The organism is Rathayibacter sp. AY2B5, assembly GCF_002931645.1.
Taxonomy (GTDB): domain Bacteria; phylum Actinomycetota; class Actinomycetes; order Actinomycetales; family Microbacteriaceae; genus Rathayibacter.
The window spans coordinates 47,503-64,597 of the sequence record NZ_PSUE01000014.1 but is presented as its reverse complement, the minus strand read 5'-3'; the positions used below and the strand labels follow the sequence as shown (position 1 = coordinate 64,597).

Here is a 17,095-nt window from a genome sequence, read left to right as displayed (position 1 = left end):
GAAATCTATTGAACCGGTTCTCCGACTCGGTTAGGCTCGCCACGACTACCGGACGGACCGCCTCAGCGGGCGCCCCCGGAGGGTCTTCCCGGCGCGAGCGCTCCGCTCGTCCCGACCGTATTCAGAGAGGAATACCGTGAAGAACAGCATCCGACGGGCCGCAGGCGCCGCCTCCCTCGTCCTCATCGCCGGAGTCGCCCTCAGCGCGTGCAGCGCACAGGGAGCGGGCGACGACTCGTCGAAGTCGCTCACCCTCTGGGACAGCTTCACCCAGTACGACGCGTCCTCCCCCTACGGCCAGCTTCTGGCCGGCTGCGAGGCCTCGACCGGGATCACCCTCGAGCGCACCTCCGACCCCGACCTCACCACCAAGCTCCTGCAGTCGGCCGCGTCGAAGACCACGCCGAACCTGGTCGTCCTCGACAACCCCAACGTCGCGAAGTTCGCCGACACCGGCCTGCTCGTCGACAACGCCGCCTCCGGGCTCGACACCAGCGACGTCCTCCCGAACGTGCTCGCCGCCGGCCAGCTGGACGGGAAGACCTACGGCTCGTCGATCGGCTCGAACACCCTCGCGCTCTTCTACAACAAGGCGCTCTTCGAGGCAGCCGGCGTCACTCCGCCGACGACCTGGGACGAGCTGACCACCGCCGCGAAGGCCCTCACCGCGGGCGACGTCACCGGGCTCGGCTTCTCCGCGATCGGCACCGAGGAGGGCACCTTCCAGTTCCTGCCCTTCTTCTGGGGCTCCGGTGCGACCCTCGAGGACATCTCCTCCGACGACGCCGTCTCGGCGCTCGCGCTCTGGACCGACCTGGTGAAGAGCGGCTCGGCCTCGCAGGCGAACGTCAACGCCAACCAGCAGGACGTCCGCGACCAGTTCCTCGCGGGCAAGCTCGGGATGATGGTCAACGGCACCTGGCAGCTCTCCGCCCTCGACGAGGCGGGCATCGACTACGGCGTCGTGCCGATCCCGGCGAAGGACGGGGGAGCGGCACCGAGCCCGCTCGGCGGCGAGTTCGTCGAGGTGGTCGCCTCCGACGCCGCGAAGCAGACGCTCGCCACGGAGTTCGCGCAGTGCGTCATCCAGCCCGACAGCCTGAAGGCCTGGGCGGCCGGCCAGTCGTACATCATGCCGTACGCCGACGCGGCCGCCGAGCAGGCGACCGAGGACCCCGCGCTCCAGCCGTGGGTCGAGGCCATCTCGGTCGCGCAGGGACGCACCAGCGACCTCGGCGTCGCCTACCCGGACACCTCGAAGGCGCTCTGGACCGCGATCCAGGAGTCGCTGACCGGCTCGAAGACGCCGCAGGCGGCCCTCGAGGACGCCGCGGCGAGCCTGAAGTAGCGGCCGCATGACCGACCCCGCCGTGCTCACGGCGCCGGTCGCGGGCGGGGCGGCCACCAGGCCGCCCGCCCGCCGCCGACCCCGCTCCCACCTCCGCCTCGCCGCCGCCGCCTTCATGGCGCCCGTGGTGATCTTCCTCGCCGTCTTCTTCGTCTACCCGATCATCCGCGGCGTCGTCCTCAGCCTCCAGGACTTCGGACCGTCGTCCTTCGTGACCGGGATCGCCCCCTTCGTCGGCTTCGACAACTACGTCACGGTCGTCACCGATCCGATCTTCGCGAGCATCGCCTGGCACACCGTGGTCTTCACCGTGGTCTCGCTGGTGGGCCAGTTCACGATCGGCATGGCCCTGGCGCTGTTCTTCAGCCGCCGGTTCCCGCTCTCGGCGACGTTCCGCTCCCTCATCCTGCTGCCGTGGCTCCTGCCGCTGATCGTCTCGGCGACGGCCTGGCGCTGGATCTTCGACCAGCAGTTCGGCATCCTGAACGCCGCGATCGGCACGCCGGTCGGCTGGCTGACCGATCCGTCCGTCTCGCTGTGGGCGGTCATCATCGCCAACATCTGGCTGGGCATCCCGTTCAACATGGTGCTGCTGCACGGAGGCCTGCAGGGCATCCCCGAGAGCCTCTACGAGGCCGCGGCACTGGACGGCGCCTCGCGCTGGCGGTCCTTCTGGAGCATCACCTGGCCGCTGCTGCGACCGGTGACCTCCGTCACGCTCCTCCTCGGCCTCGTCTACACGATCAAGGTGTTCGACGTCATCTGGATCCTCACCAAGGGAGGCCCGGCCAACAGCTCGCACACCCTCGCGACCTGGGCCTACGAGCAGTCCTTCACCGACCTGCAGTTCGGAGTCGGTGCGGCGGCCGGCCAGATCCTCGTGATCGTCGCCCTCGTCTTCGGCGTGATCTACATCCGCGCCCAGCGCAAGGAGGACCTCGGATGAACCGGCACACCACAGGGCTGCGCCGCGGGATCGACGTGGTCATCGCGATCGTGCTCTGCGGCTTCCTCCTCTTCCCGCTCTACTGGATGGTCAACGTCTCGCTGACCAAGCCGCAGAACCTGATCCAGACCCCGCCGAGCCTGTTCCCCGGCGACCCGACCCTCGACGGGTACGTGCAGGCGTTCTCGACGCAGCTGCCGAACCTCATCACGAGCCTCGTGATCTCGATCGGCTGCGTGATCCTGACGCTGGCGATCGCCCTGCCCGCCGCTTTCGCGATGGCGAAGTTCCGGGTGCGGGGGACCGGCGTCGTGATGTTCGTGTTCCTCCTCGCCCAGATGATCCCCGGGATCGTCCTGGTCACCGCGCTGTTCGCGATCTACAACGCGCTGGGGCTGCTCAACACCTATCCGGGCCTGATCCTCGCCGACGCGACCGCCTCCGTGCCGTTCGCGGTGATCATCCTCCGGGCCTTCATGCTCGGCATCCCCGACGAGCTGATCGAGGCCGCGCGGATCGACGGTGCGAGCAACTGGCGCTCCTTCGTCTCGATCGTCATCCCGCTGAGCCGGAACTCGATCGTGACCGCGGGCCTGTTCTCGTTCCTGTTCGCCTGGGCCGACTTCCTCAACGCGAACTCGCTCACCTCGGGCAACAGCATCGTGCCGTTCACCCTCGGCCTCTACCGCTACATCGGATCGACCACCACCAACTGGAACGGGATCATGGCGACCGCCGTGATCGCCTCCATCCCGGCCGCCGTGCTGCTGATCGTGGCCCAGCGCTACGTCGCCGCCGGGGTCACCGCCGGCGCGGTCAAGGACTGAGCGCCGTGCCCGACTCGAGGAAGCAGGAGCACATGGACACCGACGCGTTCGCGCTCGAGGGGGACCGCCTCGTCTGGCGCGGCGACGGCGAGACCGTCGTCGTCGAGCCGTGGGGGAGGGACAGCGTCCGGGTCCGCGCCCGCCGGTCCGGGGAGGTCCTCGACACCGACTGGGCGCTGATCGCCCCCGAGCGCCACGCGCCGGAGGTCTCGATCGAGGGACTGCGGGCGACGCTGCGCGCCGGCGGCATCACCGTCGTCCTCGAGCAGCAGGAGGGCTACGGGTACCAGACCGGCTACCACGAGCTCTCCTGCTCCCTCTCCTTCTACGACCGCCGGGGGGAGCTGCTCTTCCGAGAGCTCGGGAGCGGGGGAGCGCTCAAGCTGCGCGCCCGCGAGCAGCGTCCGCACCTGGGCGGCGACTTCCGGCTGACCGCGCTGTTCGAGACGTCCCCCGACGAGAAGCTGTACGGGATGGGGCAGTACCAGCAGGACATCCTCGATCTGAAGGGCTGCACGCTCGAGCTCGCGCACCGCAACTCCCAGTCGAGCGTCCCGTTCGTGCTGTCGAGCCGCGGCTACGGGTTCCTCTGGCACAACCCCGCGATCGGCCGCGCGACTTTCGCAGCCAACCGCACGGAGTGGTCCGCCGAGTCCTCCCAGCAGCTCGACTACTGGGTGACCGCGGGGGAGACCCCGGCCGACATCACCCGGGCCTACGCCGACGCGACCGGGCACGTCCCGATGATGCCCGAGCACGGCCTCGGCTTCTGGCAGTGCAAGCTGCGCTACTGGAACCAGGAGCAGCTGCTCGAGGTCGCCCGCGAGCACCGGCGCCGCGGCCTGCCGATGGACGTGATCGTGGCCGACTTCTTCCACTGGCCGCACATGGGCGACTTCCGCTTCGAGGAGGAGTTCTGGCCGGATCCGTCCGCCATGGTCGCCGAGCTGCGCGAGCTCGGGATCGAGCTGATGGTCTCGGTCTGGCCGCAGGTGTCGGTCGAGTCCGAGAACTACATCGCGATGAAGAAGGGGAACCTCCTCGTCAAGGCCGAGCGGGGCCTGGACCTGCACATGCAGTTCGAGGGTCCGAGCGCGTTCTACGACGCGACGAGCCCCGCCGCCCGGAGGTTCGTCTGGGAGGCGTGCCGGCGCAACTACGGCGAGCACGGGATCCGGCTCTTCTGGCTCGACGAGGCCGAGCCCGAGTACGGCGTCTACGACTTCGACAACTACCGCTACGCCGCCGGCCCCGCCGTCCAGGTCGGCAACCTCTACCCGCAGGCGTTCTCCCGCGGCTTCTTCGAGGGGCAGAGCGAGGGCGGGGAGACCGCGATCGTCAACCTCGTCCGCACCGCGTGGGCGGGCAGTCAGCGCTACGGCGCGCTCGTGTGGTCGGGCGACATCCACTCGACCTTCGCGGACCTGCGCCACCAGATCACGGCCGGCATCCACATGGGCGTCGCGGGGATCCCGTGGTTCACGACCGACATCGGAGGATTCGCCGGGGGAGACCCGTCGGATCCGGAGTTCCGTGAGCTCCTCGTGCGCTGGTTCCAGTTCGGCGCGTTCAGCCCCGTGATGCGCTTGCACGGCGACCGCGCGCCGTCGGCCCCGGTCACGGCCGCCGACGGGAGCCGCCGCGCCGCGACCGGAGCCGCGAACGAGGTGTGGAGCTTCGGCGAGGAGGCCACGCCGATCCTCACCCGCCTGCTGCATCTGCGCGAGACCCTGCGCCCCTACACGCGCGAGGCGATGCGGGAGGCGCACGAGCTGGGCCAGCCCGTGCTGCGCGCGGTGTTCCACGAGTTCCCGGGGGACCCGGAGGCCTGGGATCTGGCCGACCAGTACCTCTTCGGCTCGGACCTGCTGGTGGCTCCGGTCACGCACGCCGGAGCCGTCTCCCGACGGGTCTACCTGCCCGCCGGGGCGCGCTGGACGGAGCTCTCGACGGGCGCCGAGCACGAGGGCGGGCAGTGGATCGTCGCCGACGCGCCGCTGGCCGTCATCCCGGTCTTCGCGCGCGACGGCCGGCAGGCGCACCTCGTCGGGCAGCTCTGAGCGGAGGCTCCCCGCTGACCGGAGGGTTCCGCCGCGAGGAGCGCCCCCGCGTCAGCCCGTCCCCGCGAGCCAGAAGTCGACCGCGTCGGGGGACGGGCGCCCGGCGACCCGGACGACGTCGCCGAACTCGAGCACGCTGTCCGGATCCTCCTGGACGGCCGGCCACCGCTCGCGGCCGGCGGCGTCCGGATCGCCGTGGGAGACGAACGCGAGCCAGCGCGCGGTCATCTCCTGCTCGAGCCGGCGGTCGACGTCCGTGTAGTCGGCGTCGCCGTCCGCCCCGAGGTTCCCGTACGCGTACATCACCTCGGCGCCGTGGTACGCGCCGAACCGCTCGAGTCCGCTCTCCGGGGGAGTGCGCGTGAAGATGTAGGCGTGGACGCCCGCCCGCCCGGTCCGGGCGGCCGTCAGCGCCCAGAGCCGCATCGGGGCGGTCATCGTCCGGTCGCTGTCGGCGCGCAGCCGGGAGTCGACGACCTGGTCCTCGACGGCACCCGGGTACAGCGCGAGGAATCGGTCCGCGTCGTCTCCGTGCTCCCGGCGCACCTCCTGCTCGTAGGCGTCCGGATCCGGGTCGACGCCTCCCAGCAGATCGAGCGAGGTCTCGTCGGAGTTGCTGCCGAGCAGGAGGGGGACGTCGTTCTGCCGACCGGCCTCGTAGACGGCGAGCGGCGTGTCGGGGAGGACGACGCCGTCGATCGAGGGCCACCAGTGCTGCGAGAGGCCCGCGGCGGCCGCGACGATGCGCTCGGCCGGCAGGGCTCTCATCTCGGCGAGGCTCGCCCCGCCGAGGGCCTCGCTCAGGCGCGCAGCCGCCTCCCGTGCGGTGGCGGCGTCGTCGTAGAGGTCGCCGGCCTCGCGATCTCCCGCCGACCCCAGGCATCCTCCGCTCTCCCCGATGATCCCGTGGAGGAGGCCGGCCGCGAGGGGCGAGGCCCCGAGGATGCAGGCGCTGCCGGAGCCGGCGGACTGGCCGGCGACCGTCACCCGCCCCGGGTCCCCGCCGAAAGCGGCGATGTTGTCCTGCACCCACTGCAGAGCGGCGACCTGGTCGAGCAGTCCCTGATTCCCCGGGGTGCCGCCGCCGAGCACATCACCGGCGAGGAAACCGAGGACGCCCAGACGGTAGGCGACGGTGACGACCACCGCGCCCCGGGAGGCGAGCGCCGCGCCGTCGTAGGCGGGGAGGGCGCCGGACCCCGAGACGAACGCGCCGCCGTGGAGGTAGACGAGGACCGGGCTGGAGTCGCCCGCCCCGCCGGCCGGCGTCCAGATGTTCAGGCGGAGGCTGTCCTCGTCCGTCGCGTACCCGCCGAGGAGCGTCTCCTCCAGCGGCAGGTCGAGCACGCGGGTCGCCGCTCGGGAGAGGAACGTCGGCTCCGGCTGAACGGCGGAGGGGCCGAAGTCGTCGGCCACGAGGGTCGCCGACCGCTGCGGGGCCGGCCGGGGCGCCTCCCAACGCAGCGGGCCGACCGGGGGAGCGGCGTAGGGGATCCCCGCGAAGGCGTCGACCCCGGCCGCGGCGTCGTGCACACCGACGACGTCGCCCTGCCGGGTCATGACCGGGGCGCTGTGCGGACCGGCGAGCATCCGCGTCGCCGGGAGAGGACCCGCGGCGAGGGCGACGGCTCCGACGAGCCCTGCGGACGCGACCCAGGCCGCCGTACGCAGCATCCAGTGCCGGTGCCGCCATCTCCGCGAGACGGCCGCGATCAGGACCGCGGCCGCCGCGACGACGAGCCACCCCCACCACTCCACCCGGTTCAGCCAGGCGAGGACCGCCCCGATGAGCACGACGGTCGCGGTCGGCAGCCACCGGGACCGTCGCCGTCGAGGTTCGGGCGTTCCAGTTCTCGATACGGTATGCATTGGAAACGAAACGTACTGAAAAGGCCCATCCAGCGCAAGGATCCGAATAGGCTGGGGGCGTGGTCACAGGCGAGCAGGCTCCGGTCCGGCGGAGGAGCGAGACGCGACGACGTCTCCTCGCCGCGGCCGCCGAGCTCTTCGAGAGCACGGGCACCATCGGCCAGCGCGTCGAGGACATCTGCGCGCAGGCGGGCTTCACCCGCGGCGCGTTCTACTCGAACTTCGCCGGTGTCGACCAGCTCTTCCTCGCACTCCACGAGGAGCAGGCCGCGAGAGTGTGGGGGAGCCTGCAGGAGGCCCTCGACGTCCAGCTGCAGGAGGAGCACCGCGCGGCGACCCTCGACGGCGCCGTACGCTCCCTCCTCGACGCGCTCCCGTCCAGCCGCGAGTGGTTCTCCCTGCGGTCGGTGCTCCTGGCACGCGCTGCCGCGGACCCGGAGTTCGCCGAGCGGATGATGATCGACGACGACCGCGTCTCGCGCGAGCTGGGCGAGCGCTTCGCCGCCCTCGCCGCCGTGCACGGCCGCGTCCCCGCCGTCGAGTCCGCCGTCCTGGCGAAGGCCGTCGTCGCGGCGCACGTCGGGTCGGTGAGCCAGTGGCCCGTGGACACCAGCGCCGAACTCACGCAGCGCCTGGTCGTCGCCGCGGTGATCCGAGGCCTCACCGTCGAAGCGCCCGGTCTGCCATCGGAGCGCGGCGGCGATCGATGACGTCCTGTCGCAGGAGCATTGAGGGGAGCCGATCGCCATCCTACCGACCGGGGCTTCGGTCGAACTGACATAATGTACATTATCGGATAACGACGGAAGGGCCGGACGGACCGGGACTGAGGCCGCCCGACGGTCCGGCACGTCATCAGCGGATCGGCGAAGGCTCCACCCACGCCTCGACGTCCTCGTACCAGCACGTCTCGGTCGGAGTGTCGAAGCGCGTGACCAGCCGCAGCTGCGGATCGACGGTCATCGTGCCGCGGACGCGGCCGTCGCCTCGATCCTCCCGGGCGCCCGCCGCAACGCGCGTCAGCTTTCCTGCGAGCGCTCCCGCCGGTTCACCATCACCGCGACGGCACGAGAAGGATGCTCACGCCGCCCGGCATCCGGCGACAAACGGACTGCGCCCACGACGGCGTCGGACTCCCCCGATGCCGGTCCATTGCCGTCCACCGGGGCCATCCGTCGAGGAGCCCAGACCCGTGCGCCGGCGTCAGCCCCTGGAGAGGATCAGGCGAAGTCGGAGATGTCGCCGACGAGGCGGGTGTTGTCCGCGGGGATCGGCTCGACGGCCGCCAGAGCGACCTCGGCCGCGAACTCCTGCACGTTGTAGAGCTTGCCGGCCGACTCGCGACGCGAGCTGATCGCGCCCGGGTTCGCGCGCTCCAGCAGGGTCGCGGTGATGGTGCCCTCGATCATGTCGCCCGAGACGACGACGAACTCGATCCCGCGCTCGGCGAGCTCACCGATCCGCTCGCGCAGGGCGTCCTCGCCGGCGCGCTTGGAGAGCGCGACGGGCTCGTACTCGGGCATCGTGGGCGTGGTCCGGATGAAGTGCGCCTGGTGGCTCGTGACGAACACGACACGGGAGCCCTCGGAGAGCAGCGGCAGCGCCGCGTCGAGCACGGCGACCTGCGAGTCGCGGTTCAGGACCATCGCGTAGTCCTCCCCCATGTTGCTCTCCATGCCGCCGGAGGCGTTCAGGACGAGCACGTCCAGTCCTCCGTACTCCTTCTCGATGCGGGAGAAGAGCTCGGCGCGCGAGTCGGCGTCGGTGAGATCGGCGCCGACGGCGATGGCGGTGCCGCCGGCCTCGACGATCTGCGCGACGAGCTTGTCGGCGCGCGGCGCCTTCGAGCGGTAGTTGACGACGACGCGGGCTCCGGCCTCGGCCAGGTAGCGGACCGTGTCGGCGCCGATGCCGCGGGACGACCCGGTGACGAGAGCGCGCTTGCCGTCGAAGGAGCCGGGGGCGAGGGGATTGGACACGGGTATTCCTCCAGAACGCCGGCTCGGAGACCGGATCGGGCACGATGACGGGCCACAGCCCGACGGAGGAGTCTACCAAGGGCCTCGAGATCGTCGTCGCACCCCCTCTCCCAGCCCTCGTCCGGGGGGCGTTGATAGCCTGGGAATGCTCGTCGAGGGGAAGGAGCACACAGCATGGACGCTGTCACCCAGTACGCGTGGATCCTCTGGCTCGCGCTGATCCTCATCTTCGTGATCGTCGAGATGATCACTCTCGAGTTCACGTTCCTGATGCTCGCCGTCGGCAGCATAGGCGGACTGCTGACCGGGCTGGTCGGGGCTCCCTTCTGGGTCCAGGTCCCCGTCGCGGCCGTCCTCGCCGCCCTCCTGCTGTTCACCGTCCGGCCGCCGCTGCTGCGGCTGCTGAAACGGGGCGGCGATCCCACCCCCAGCGGAGCGGACGCTCTCGTCGGGCTCTCCGGCAGCGTCGTCCTCGCCGGCCCCGGAGCCGGCCAGGTCAAGCTCGCCAACGGCGAGACCTGGACCGTCCGCCTGTCCCCGCTCGTCGAGGACCGCACACTCGGAGTCGGCGAGAGAGTCGTCGTCACCGCCATCGAGGGCGCGACCGCGGTCGTCGTCCCCGCCGAAAGGAGCACACCGTGACACCGTCCTCCGTCGCGACGATCGTCGTCGTCGCCGCCGTCGTCCTCTTCGCCCTGGTCGTCCTCTTCCGAGCGGTCCGCATCATCCCCCAGGCCACCGCCGGGGTCGTGGAGCGCCTCGGCAAGTACCACAAGACCCTGCTGCCGGGCCTCAATCTCGTCGTGCCGTTCATCGACCGGGTCCGCCCGCTGATCGATCTGCGCGAGCAGGTCGTCTCGTTCCCGCCCCAGCCCGTGATCACGGAGGACAACCTCGTCGTCTCGATCGACACGGTCGTCTACTTCCAGGTGACGGACGCCCGGGCGGCGACCTACGAGATCGCCAACTACCTCGGTGCGGTCGAGCAGCTGACCACCACCACGCTGCGCAACGTCGTCGGCGGCCTGAACCTCGAGGAGGCGCTGACCTCCCGCGACAACATCAACGGGCAGCTGCGCATCGTCCTCGACGAGGCCACCGGCAAGTGGGGCATCCGCGTCGGACGCGTGGAGCTCAAGGCCATCGACCCGCCCCTCTCCATCCAGGACTCGATGGAGAAGCAGATGCGCGCCGAGCGCGACCGTCGAGCCGTGATCCTCACCGCCGAGGGCACCAAGCAGTCCCAGATCCTGAACGCCGAGGGTCAGCGCCAGGCCGCGATCCTCGCTGCGGAGGGCCAGGCGAAGGCGGCGGTCCTGCGGGCCGAGGGTGAGGCCAAGGCGATCACCACCGTCTTCCACGCCATCCACGAGGGCCGCCCCGACAGCGAGCTCCTCGCGTACCAGTACCTCCAGACACTCCCCAAGATCGCCGAGGGCAGCGCGAACAAGCTCTGGGTCATCCCGAGCGAGCTCACCGAGGCGCTGAAGGGCATTGGAGGCGCGCTCGGCCAGCGCGGCCAGTCCGCCCCGGCGGTCCGCCCGCAGGATGCGGCACCCCCGTCGGCGCCTGCGGCGTCCGCGCCTGCCGCATCCGGGTCCGTCGGCTCCACTCCTGTCGAGCCCGGATCCGACACGTCCGCCCCCGTGGCGCCCGCGATGACCGACGGAGCCCTCGGCTCGGCGCCCACTCCCCCGCCGCCGGCCGTCTAGCCACGGACCCGGTCCGCGATGCGCATCCCTGAGCGACCCCTCGCCCTGAGCGGGCCGACCCCTCGGGTGATCGCGCATCGCGGGTTCGGCCCGCAGGCCGAGGGCAACGCGCTCGCCGCCTTCGAGCGCGCCCTCGCCGCGGGTGCGGACCTCCTCGAGACGGACGCGCGCGCCTCCCTCGACGGGGTCGCCGTGCTCGTCCACGACGCCGAGGTGATCGACCGCTCCGGCCGCCGCCACGTCGTCGCCGCCACCCGGTGGGAGGAGCTCGCCGACCTCCGACTGGCCGGCGGCGCCCGGCTCGCCTCTCTCGAGCAGGCCCTCGCCGCACTCCCCCGCGCGCGCTTCAACATCGACGTGAAGTCGCGGGACGCGATCGACCCGGTCGTCGCGGCGGTGTCCGGCGCCGCCGCCGCGGAGCGCGTCCTGATCACCTCGTTCTCCGAGATCCGTCGAGCAGCGGCCCTCCGCCGTCTTCCCGGCGCCGCGACCTCGGCGTCGGCGGTCCGCTTCGTCGTCGCCCTGGTCGCCGCCCACCTCGGCGCCGCCCTCCCCGTGCGTCTCGCTCTCCGCGGCATCGACGCGCTCCAGGTGCCCGAGAGCGCGCTCGGCCTCCGCGTCGCGGAGCCGCGGATCCTCGCCCGGCTGCGGGTGACAGGCTGCGAGATCCACCTCTGGACCATCGACGATCCGGAGCGGATGGAGCAGCTCCTCGCGCTCAGGATCGACGGGCTCGTGACCGACCGCACCGACCTCGCCCGAGCGGCCGTCGACGCCTTCCTCAGCGCCCGTCGGCCACGCCCTCAGGAGCCGCGGAATACGCCTCCGACCTGAGGATTCTCTGGCAATGGCAGGGACGGGAAGACCACCTCCAGGTACGACGTTGACACTGGGGAAGCACAGCGAGAGGAGACCACACAATGGCAGATCGAAGCTTGCGAGGAATGCGGCTCGGATCCCAGAGCCTGCAGAGCGAAGAAGGCGTCGTCTTCTCCCCGCGATCGACGTACGAGTACCACTGCGCGAACTGCGGCCACGACACCGACATGGTGTTCTCGGCCGACGCGGAAGCACCGGAGACCTGGGAGTGCCGCTCCTGCGGTCACGAGGCCACTCTGATGGTGGACTCGAAGCCGGTCGTCGTGGACAAGGGCGAGCAGAAGGCTCCGCGCACCCACTGGGACATGCTGCTCGAGCGTCGGACCCGCGCGGAGCTGGAGGAGCTGCTCGAGGAGCGGCTCGCCTATCTGCGCGCCAGGCGCGGCGAGCACAAGATCGGCGCGTAGCGCCGGTCAGCGGTAACGGCGTCGCGGCTCGCGCGTCCTGAGGACGAACGAGACCATGCCGATGAGACCGGCGGCCAGGAAGTACCAGCCGAGGTCTCGCGCCCACACCAGAGCCGGGGTCGTGGTGGAGCTGAGGGGGACCTCGTCCACCATGGCACCCGGCTCGAACCATGTCAGGGAGTCGATCGTCGCGCCGTCCGGCCCGATGATCGCACTCGTCCCGACGGTCGAGATGTTGACCACGCTGCGCCCGGTCTCGATGGCCCGCAGGCGAGCGATCGCGAGCTGCTGGACGCTCTCGTCGGTCCGGCCGAAGTCGGCGTTGTTGGTCTGCCCGAGGATGACCTGGGCTCCCCCGTCGACCATCGCGTTCGTCAGCGCGTCGTCCGAGATGTCGAAGCAGATCGCGATGCCTGCGAGGACGCCGTTCACGTCGAAGACGTTGGGACGGGTGCCGATCGAGTAGTCGCGGCTCACCAGGTCGACCAGGTCCGGAGCGAACATCCGCCAGAACGCCCGGTCCGGCATGTACTCGGCGAACGGGACGGGATGCACCTTGTCGTAGACCTGCGTCGCCCCCTCCCCCGCCTTCCAGAGCAGCGAGCTGTTGTAGAAGACGTCGTCCGAGGGGTTCGTGATCGTGCCCACGACGAACGGCGCGTCCATCGTCCGGCTGAGGTAGTCGAGGACGGCGGCCGACTGGGCGTTCCGGGTCGGATCGATGTCGACGCCGTTCTCGGGCCAAACCACCATGTCGACGTCCTGATCGAGGATCGGCAGCGTCGCCGAGGTGTGGTCCTCGAGGATCTGCCCGCGGTAGCTCTGCGAGAACAGGCCCGCATCGGAGTCGCCCTGGACGGCGGCGATCCGGGTCGTGCCCTCCGTCGGTGCCGGCCAGGCGGGGAACACCAGCGCCACGATCGCGAAGCCCGCGAGAGCGCTGACGCGAGAGAAGGCCGGGACGGACATCTCGCGGACGGCCTGCGCGAGCACGGCCGCGAGGAACGCCACCACGAAGCCGAGGCCGGCGAAGCCGATCCACGCCGCGAGACCGGCGAGCGGGCCGAGGGACTGCGAGATCGCGAGGCGGCCCCAGGCGAAGCCGCCGTAGGGCCAGACGCTGGTGATCGACTCGCGCCCGATCCAGAGCGCCGCCAGGAGGGCGGGGAGGCCGACCATCCGGCCGAGCGGTCCCGTCCAGACGCGGTGGCCGCGCGTGGAGACGACCGCCATCAGCCCCGCGGAGAGCGCGAAGAAGATCGCCTGCAGGCCGGCGAGGGCCGCCCACGGGACCGGGCCGAGGTAGAGGGTCAGCCACTCGATGTGGACGCCCCAGAAGACCGCTCCGCCGACGAGGCCGACGAGGCTTCCGCTCCAGAAGCCGCGCCCCCCCAGCGCGAACAGGATCGCCGCGGCGCCCACGATCGCCAGCGGCCAGACGTCGGAGTCGGGGAAGCCGCGGTCGAGCACGGCGCCGCCGAGGGCGGCGAGGGGCAGCGCCACCCACAGCGGAACGGTCCGCCCGTCGGGCGGAGGAGCGATCGGCGTCATGCGACCGTCGAGTACGCGACGATGCCGCGGCGGACCAGGTCGAGGGCGGTCCGGGCCGCGCGGCCGACCTTGCCCTCGGCGACGACGGAGAGCTGGTCGAGGAGGTCGATGGTCTGCTTCGCCCAGCGCACGAAGTCGCCGGCGGCCATGTCGGACTCGCGGAGCACCATGTCGAGCGGCATGCCCTTGGCCCACATGTTCATCGACAGCGCCAGGCTCGTCGAGATCGGGTTGCTGCCCGGCAGGCGGTGCTCCCGCTCGACGTCGTCGAGCCGGGCCCACAGAAGCTGGGTCCTCTCCAGCGCCTCGGGGAACGCGCCGCGGGGCAGGAACTGCTCGCCGAGCGTCCCCTCCTCGCGTCGCGGCTCGACGACCAGGCAGCACGCCATCGCCGCGAGGCCGGCCGGATCGAGCTCCGTCCACGCCTGCTTCCGGAGGCACTCGGCGACGAGCAGGTCCCGCTCCCCGTAGATCCGGCGGAGCGTGCGACCGTTGGGCGTCAGCGAGAGCTCGCCGACCTCGTCCCGGCGGAAGTAGCCGAGCTCGAGCAGCACGTCCGTGATGTGGTCGAAGATGCGGGCGACGGCGCCGGTGCGCGAGCGGATCTGGCGCTCGATCTCGTCGGTCTCGCGGCGCAGCTTCCACCAGCGCTCGGCCCAGCGCGCGTGCTGCTCGCGGTCGGAGCAGGCGTGGCACGGGTGCGCCTTCATCCGACGCCGCAGGCTCGTGAGCTGTCCCTGGCGCTTCTCGCGCTCGGCGTGGGAGGCCGACTCGCCGCGCACCGCGCCCCGGCGCTCGAGGTCGCCGATCTCACGGCGGATCGCCGCGTACTGCTCGAAGTCGCCCAGGTGGCACTGCATCGCCGTGACGTAGCCCGCCATCGACTCCTCCTGCTGGCGGACCCGGCGGGCGAGATCGACGACGGACCGGTCGGCCTGGAACTGCGCGAACGACGACTCGAGGATCTCGCGCGTGCGCACCCGCCCGAACTGCTCGATCAGGTTCGCGGCCATGTTGTAGCTGGGGCGGAAGCTGGAGTTGAGCGGGTAGGTCCGCCGGGAGGCGAGGGACGCGACCGACTGAGGGTCCATCCCGCCGCGCCACTGGATCACCGAGTGGCCCTCGACGTCGATGCCGCGTCGGCCCGCCCGGCCGGTGAGCTGGGTGTACTCCCCCGGTGTGATCGGGACGCGCGCCTCGCCGTTGAACTTCTCGAGCTTCTCGAGGACGACCGTGCGGGCCGGCATGTTGATGCCGAGCGCGAGCGTCTCGGTCGCGAAGACCACGCGCACGAGCCGGCGCAGGAACAGCTCCTCGACGACCTCCTTGAAGGCGGGGAGCATCCCGGCGTGGTGCGCGGCGACGCCCCGCTGGAGTCCGTCGAGCCACTCCCAGTAGCCGAGCACCGCGAGGTCCTCGTCGCGGATCGTCCGGCACCGCTCCTCGACGATCGCGCGGATCTCGTCGCGCTCGTGGCGCTCGGTGAGGCGCACGCCCGACCGCAGCACCTGGCGCACGGCCTGGTCGCAGCCCGCACGGCTGAAGACGAAGAAGATCGCGGGGAGGAGGTTCTTGCCGTGGAGGATCTCGACGACCTCCGAGCGCAGCACGAGCTCCTCGGTGCGCTGCTCCGGGTAGCGGCCGCGACCGCCTCGGCCGTTGCGGCCGCCCCTGCCGCCGCGCTCGACCTGGGAGCCGCCCTGGGCCATGCGGGCGAGCTCGGGGTTCACCCGGTTCGTCGCCGCCCGACCGGAGGAGTCGAAGAGATCGACCAGCTTGCCGCCCACCAGGACGTGCTGGTCGAGCGGGACGGGCCGCTCCTCGGAGACGATGACCTCGGTCTCGCCCCGGACGGTCTGGAGCCAGTCGCCGAACTCCTCGGCGTTCGACACGGTCGCGCTGAGCGAGACCAGCCGCACGCGCTGCGGGAGGTGGATGATGACCTCCTCCCAGACGGCGCCGCGGAAGCGGTCGGCGAGGTAGTGCACCTCGTCCATCACGACGTAGGCGAGGTCGCGCAGGAGGTCCGAGTCGGCGTACAGCATGTTGCGCAGCACCTCGGTCGTCATCACGACGATGCGGGCGCGCGCGTTGACGTTCGAGTCGCCGGTCAGCAGGCCGACCTCGGAGGCTCCGTAGTCCTCGACGAACTCCTGGAACTTCTGGTTGCTCAGCGCCTTCATCGGCGTCGTGTAGAAGACCTTGGCCGTCGGGTCCTGCATGGCCAGGTGGATCGCGAACTCGGCCACCGCGGTCTTGCCGGCGCCGGTGGGCGCGGCGACGAGGACGCTGTGGCCGTCGTCGAGCGCGCTGCAGGCCTCGTACTGGAAGGGGTCGAGGTCGAACGCGAGGGTCGAGCGGAACGCCTCGACCCTCGCGTGGCCCTGGCGCGTCCGGAACGCGGCGAACCGCTCGGCGGGAGACGGTCCGGTCACGCGGGCAGGTCGGAGGGGCTGCCGTCGAACACCAGCTGGCGCTTGGCGGCGCGCCGGTCGTGCAGGATCGCGATCCCGCAGGCGAGGAAGAACAGGAAGATGATCGGGATGGCCAGGAGGAACATCGAGATCGGGTCGGCCGCGGGGGTCGCGATCGCCGTGAAGAGCACGATCGCCATGATCGCGATGCGCCACGACTTAAGGATCAGCATGCCGGGGAGGATGCCGAGGAAGTTGAGGAGCACCAGGAAGACGGGCAGCACGAAGGCGATGCCGACGACCAGCACGAGCTTGAGAACGAACTCGTAGTAGATCTTGGCGTCGAGGAAGCTCGCCGCGTTGCTGCCGGTGAAGCTCGTCAGGAGCTCCACGATGTGCGGGAACACGAACCAGCCGGCCGCGCAGCCCGCGAAGAACAGCGGGATGGCGGTGAGGATGAAGCCGAGGCCGTACCGCATCTCCTTGCGGGTCAGGCCCGGGACGAGGAACGCCCAGATCTGATACAGCCAGACCGGGCTTGCCAGGACGATGCCCACCGTGATGGCGATCTGCAGCCGCAGGTCGAAGGCACCGGCGATCGTCGGGAAGTTGAGGATCGCCTCCTTGCCCTGGGTGGAGGCCACCTCGGAGATCGGAGCCTTGAGGGCCTCGAAGACCCACTCCGAGACGAACCACCCCGCGATGCACGCGATGACGATCGCGATCGCCGACTTGAAGAGCCTGTTGCGAAGCTCGACGAGGTGCGCCCCGAGCGACATGCGCCCGTCGGGGTTCTTCGTCCGCTTCGTCCGTGGCTTCTTCGGTGCCACGGACGTCATTACTTGAGCGGGGACTCGGGCGGCGTGGTGGTGCCGGTGCCGGTGGTCGTGCCGGTGGATCCGGCGACGGTGCCGGTGGTCCCCTCGGTCGACTCACGGCGCTCGGTGCCGTCCTCGTCCTTCATGGTCTTGACCTCGCTCTTGAAGATCCGCATCGACTGCCCGACACTGCGGGCCAGCTGCGGGAGCTTGGGCGCACCGAACAGGAGGAGGATCACGGCGAGGATGATGAGGAGGTGCCACCCCTGGAGGCCAGCGAACATT

Annotated in this window: 15 protein-coding genes; 9 read left to right on the top strand and 6 right to left on the bottom strand. The window is 71.0% G+C overall.

Annotation, left to right across the window (positions count from 1 at the left end):
- Positions 1 to 136 precede the first annotated feature (136 nt).
- Genes C5C30_RS10540 through C5C30_RS10525 form a run of 4 tightly spaced genes read left to right on the top strand, consistent with a single transcriptional unit; the run spans position 137 to position 5,181 of the window.
- The gene (locus C5C30_RS10540; RefSeq protein ID WP_104333686.1) at positions 137 to 1,348 is read left to right on the top strand and encodes an extracellular solute-binding protein; all 1,212 of its coding nucleotides are present in this window, start codon (positions 137 to 139) and stop codon (positions 1,346 to 1,348) included.
- A gap of 7 nt (positions 1,349 to 1,355) precedes the next feature.
- Positions 1,356 to 2,294 (top strand): carbohydrate ABC transporter permease, encoded by a 939-nt coding sequence (locus C5C30_RS10535; protein WP_104225253.1) that lies wholly within the window; start codon positions 1,356 to 1,358, stop codon positions 2,292 to 2,294.
- Entirely contained in the window at positions 2,291 to 3,121 is an 831-nt protein-coding gene (locus tag C5C30_RS10530) for a carbohydrate ABC transporter permease (protein ID WP_104222044.1), read from the top strand. The genes C5C30_RS10535 and C5C30_RS10530 overlap by 4 nt, the downstream gene beginning before the upstream one ends.
- 32 nt (positions 3,122 to 3,153) lie before the next feature.
- Positions 3,154 to 5,181 (top strand): TIM-barrel domain-containing protein, encoded by a 2,028-nt coding sequence (locus tag C5C30_RS10525; RefSeq protein ID WP_104333685.1) that lies wholly within the window; start codon positions 3,154 to 3,156, stop codon positions 5,179 to 5,181.
- A 51-nt stretch (positions 5,182 to 5,232) separates the two neighbouring features.
- Here C5C30_RS10525 and C5C30_RS10520 read toward each other — a convergent pair whose 3' ends face one another.
- Entirely contained in the window at positions 5,233 to 6,975 is a 1,743-nt protein-coding gene (locus tag C5C30_RS10520; RefSeq protein WP_219827793.1) for a carboxylesterase/lipase family protein, read from the bottom strand.
- 134 nt (positions 6,976 to 7,109) lie between these two features.
- Here C5C30_RS10520 and C5C30_RS10515 point away from each other — a divergent pair, with 134 nt between their 5' ends.
- The gene (locus C5C30_RS10515) at positions 7,110 to 7,760 is read left to right on the top strand and encodes a TetR/AcrR family transcriptional regulator (protein WP_104250336.1); all 651 of its coding nucleotides are present in this window, start codon (positions 7,110 to 7,112) and stop codon (positions 7,758 to 7,760) included.
- A 510-nt stretch (positions 7,761 to 8,270) separates the two neighbouring features.
- Here the strand turns inward: C5C30_RS10515 and C5C30_RS10510 are convergent.
- Positions 8,271 to 9,029: an SDR family oxidoreductase gene (locus tag C5C30_RS10510; protein WP_104222036.1), complete on the bottom strand. Its 759-nt coding sequence runs from the start codon at positions 9,027 to 9,029 to the stop codon at positions 8,271 to 8,273.
- 174 nt (positions 9,030 to 9,203) lie between these two features.
- On the opposite strand from C5C30_RS10510, the gene C5C30_RS10505 reads away from it, so the two are divergent.
- The 4 genes from C5C30_RS10505 (at position 9,204) to C5C30_RS10490 (ending at position 12,027) form a co-directional block, all read left to right on the top strand.
- The gene (locus C5C30_RS10505) at positions 9,204 to 9,671 is read left to right on the top strand and encodes an NfeD family protein (RefSeq protein ID WP_104333683.1); all 468 of its coding nucleotides are present in this window, start codon (positions 9,204 to 9,206) and stop codon (positions 9,669 to 9,671) included.
- A gap of 20 nt (positions 9,672 to 9,691) precedes the next feature.
- On the top strand, positions 9,692 to 10,741 hold the full coding sequence (locus C5C30_RS10500) for an SPFH domain-containing protein (RefSeq protein ID WP_374955303.1): 1,050 nt from the start codon (positions 9,692 to 9,694) through the stop codon (positions 10,739 to 10,741).
- A 66-nt stretch (positions 10,742 to 10,807) separates the two neighbouring features.
- Positions 10,808 to 11,575, top strand: coding sequence for a glycerophosphodiester phosphodiesterase family protein (locus C5C30_RS10495; RefSeq protein ID WP_258065897.1), 768 nt, complete (start codon positions 10,808 to 10,810; stop codon positions 11,573 to 11,575).
- Positions 11,576 to 11,661: 86 nt separating this feature from the next.
- Positions 11,662 to 12,027 carry an RNA polymerase-binding protein RbpA gene (locus C5C30_RS10490; RefSeq protein ID WP_068207052.1) on the top strand — a complete coding sequence of 122 codons (366 nt, stop codon included), beginning with the start codon at positions 11,662 to 11,664 and terminating at the stop codon, positions 12,025 to 12,027.
- A 6-nt stretch (positions 12,028 to 12,033) separates the two neighbouring features.
- On the opposite strand, the gene lnt is transcribed toward C5C30_RS10490, so the two are convergent.
- The 4 genes from lnt to tatA are packed head-to-tail and all read right to left on the bottom strand — an operon-like array spanning position 12,034 to position 17,094.
- A complete protein-coding gene (gene lnt, locus C5C30_RS10485) occupies positions 12,034 to 13,578 on the bottom strand; it encodes an apolipoprotein N-acyltransferase (protein WP_104268654.1) in 1,545 nt (514 codons plus the stop codon).
- A complete protein-coding gene (locus C5C30_RS10480; RefSeq protein ID WP_104333680.1) occupies positions 13,575 to 16,013 on the bottom strand; it encodes an RNA helicase in 2,439 nt (812 codons plus the stop codon). The genes lnt and C5C30_RS10480 overlap by 4 nt, the downstream gene beginning before the upstream one ends.
- A complete protein-coding gene (gene tatC, locus C5C30_RS10475; protein WP_374955302.1) occupies positions 16,010 to 16,831 on the bottom strand; it encodes a twin-arginine translocase subunit TatC in 822 nt (273 codons plus the stop codon). Before tatC ends, C5C30_RS10480 begins: the two co-directional genes overlap by 4 nt.
- Positions 16,831 to 17,094, bottom strand: a complete 264-nt coding sequence (gene tatA / locus C5C30_RS10470; RefSeq protein WP_104222022.1) for a Sec-independent protein translocase subunit TatA — start codon at positions 17,092 to 17,094, stop codon at positions 16,831 to 16,833. Before tatA ends, tatC begins: the two co-directional genes overlap by 1 nt.
- Position 17,095: the final 1 nt, after the last annotated feature.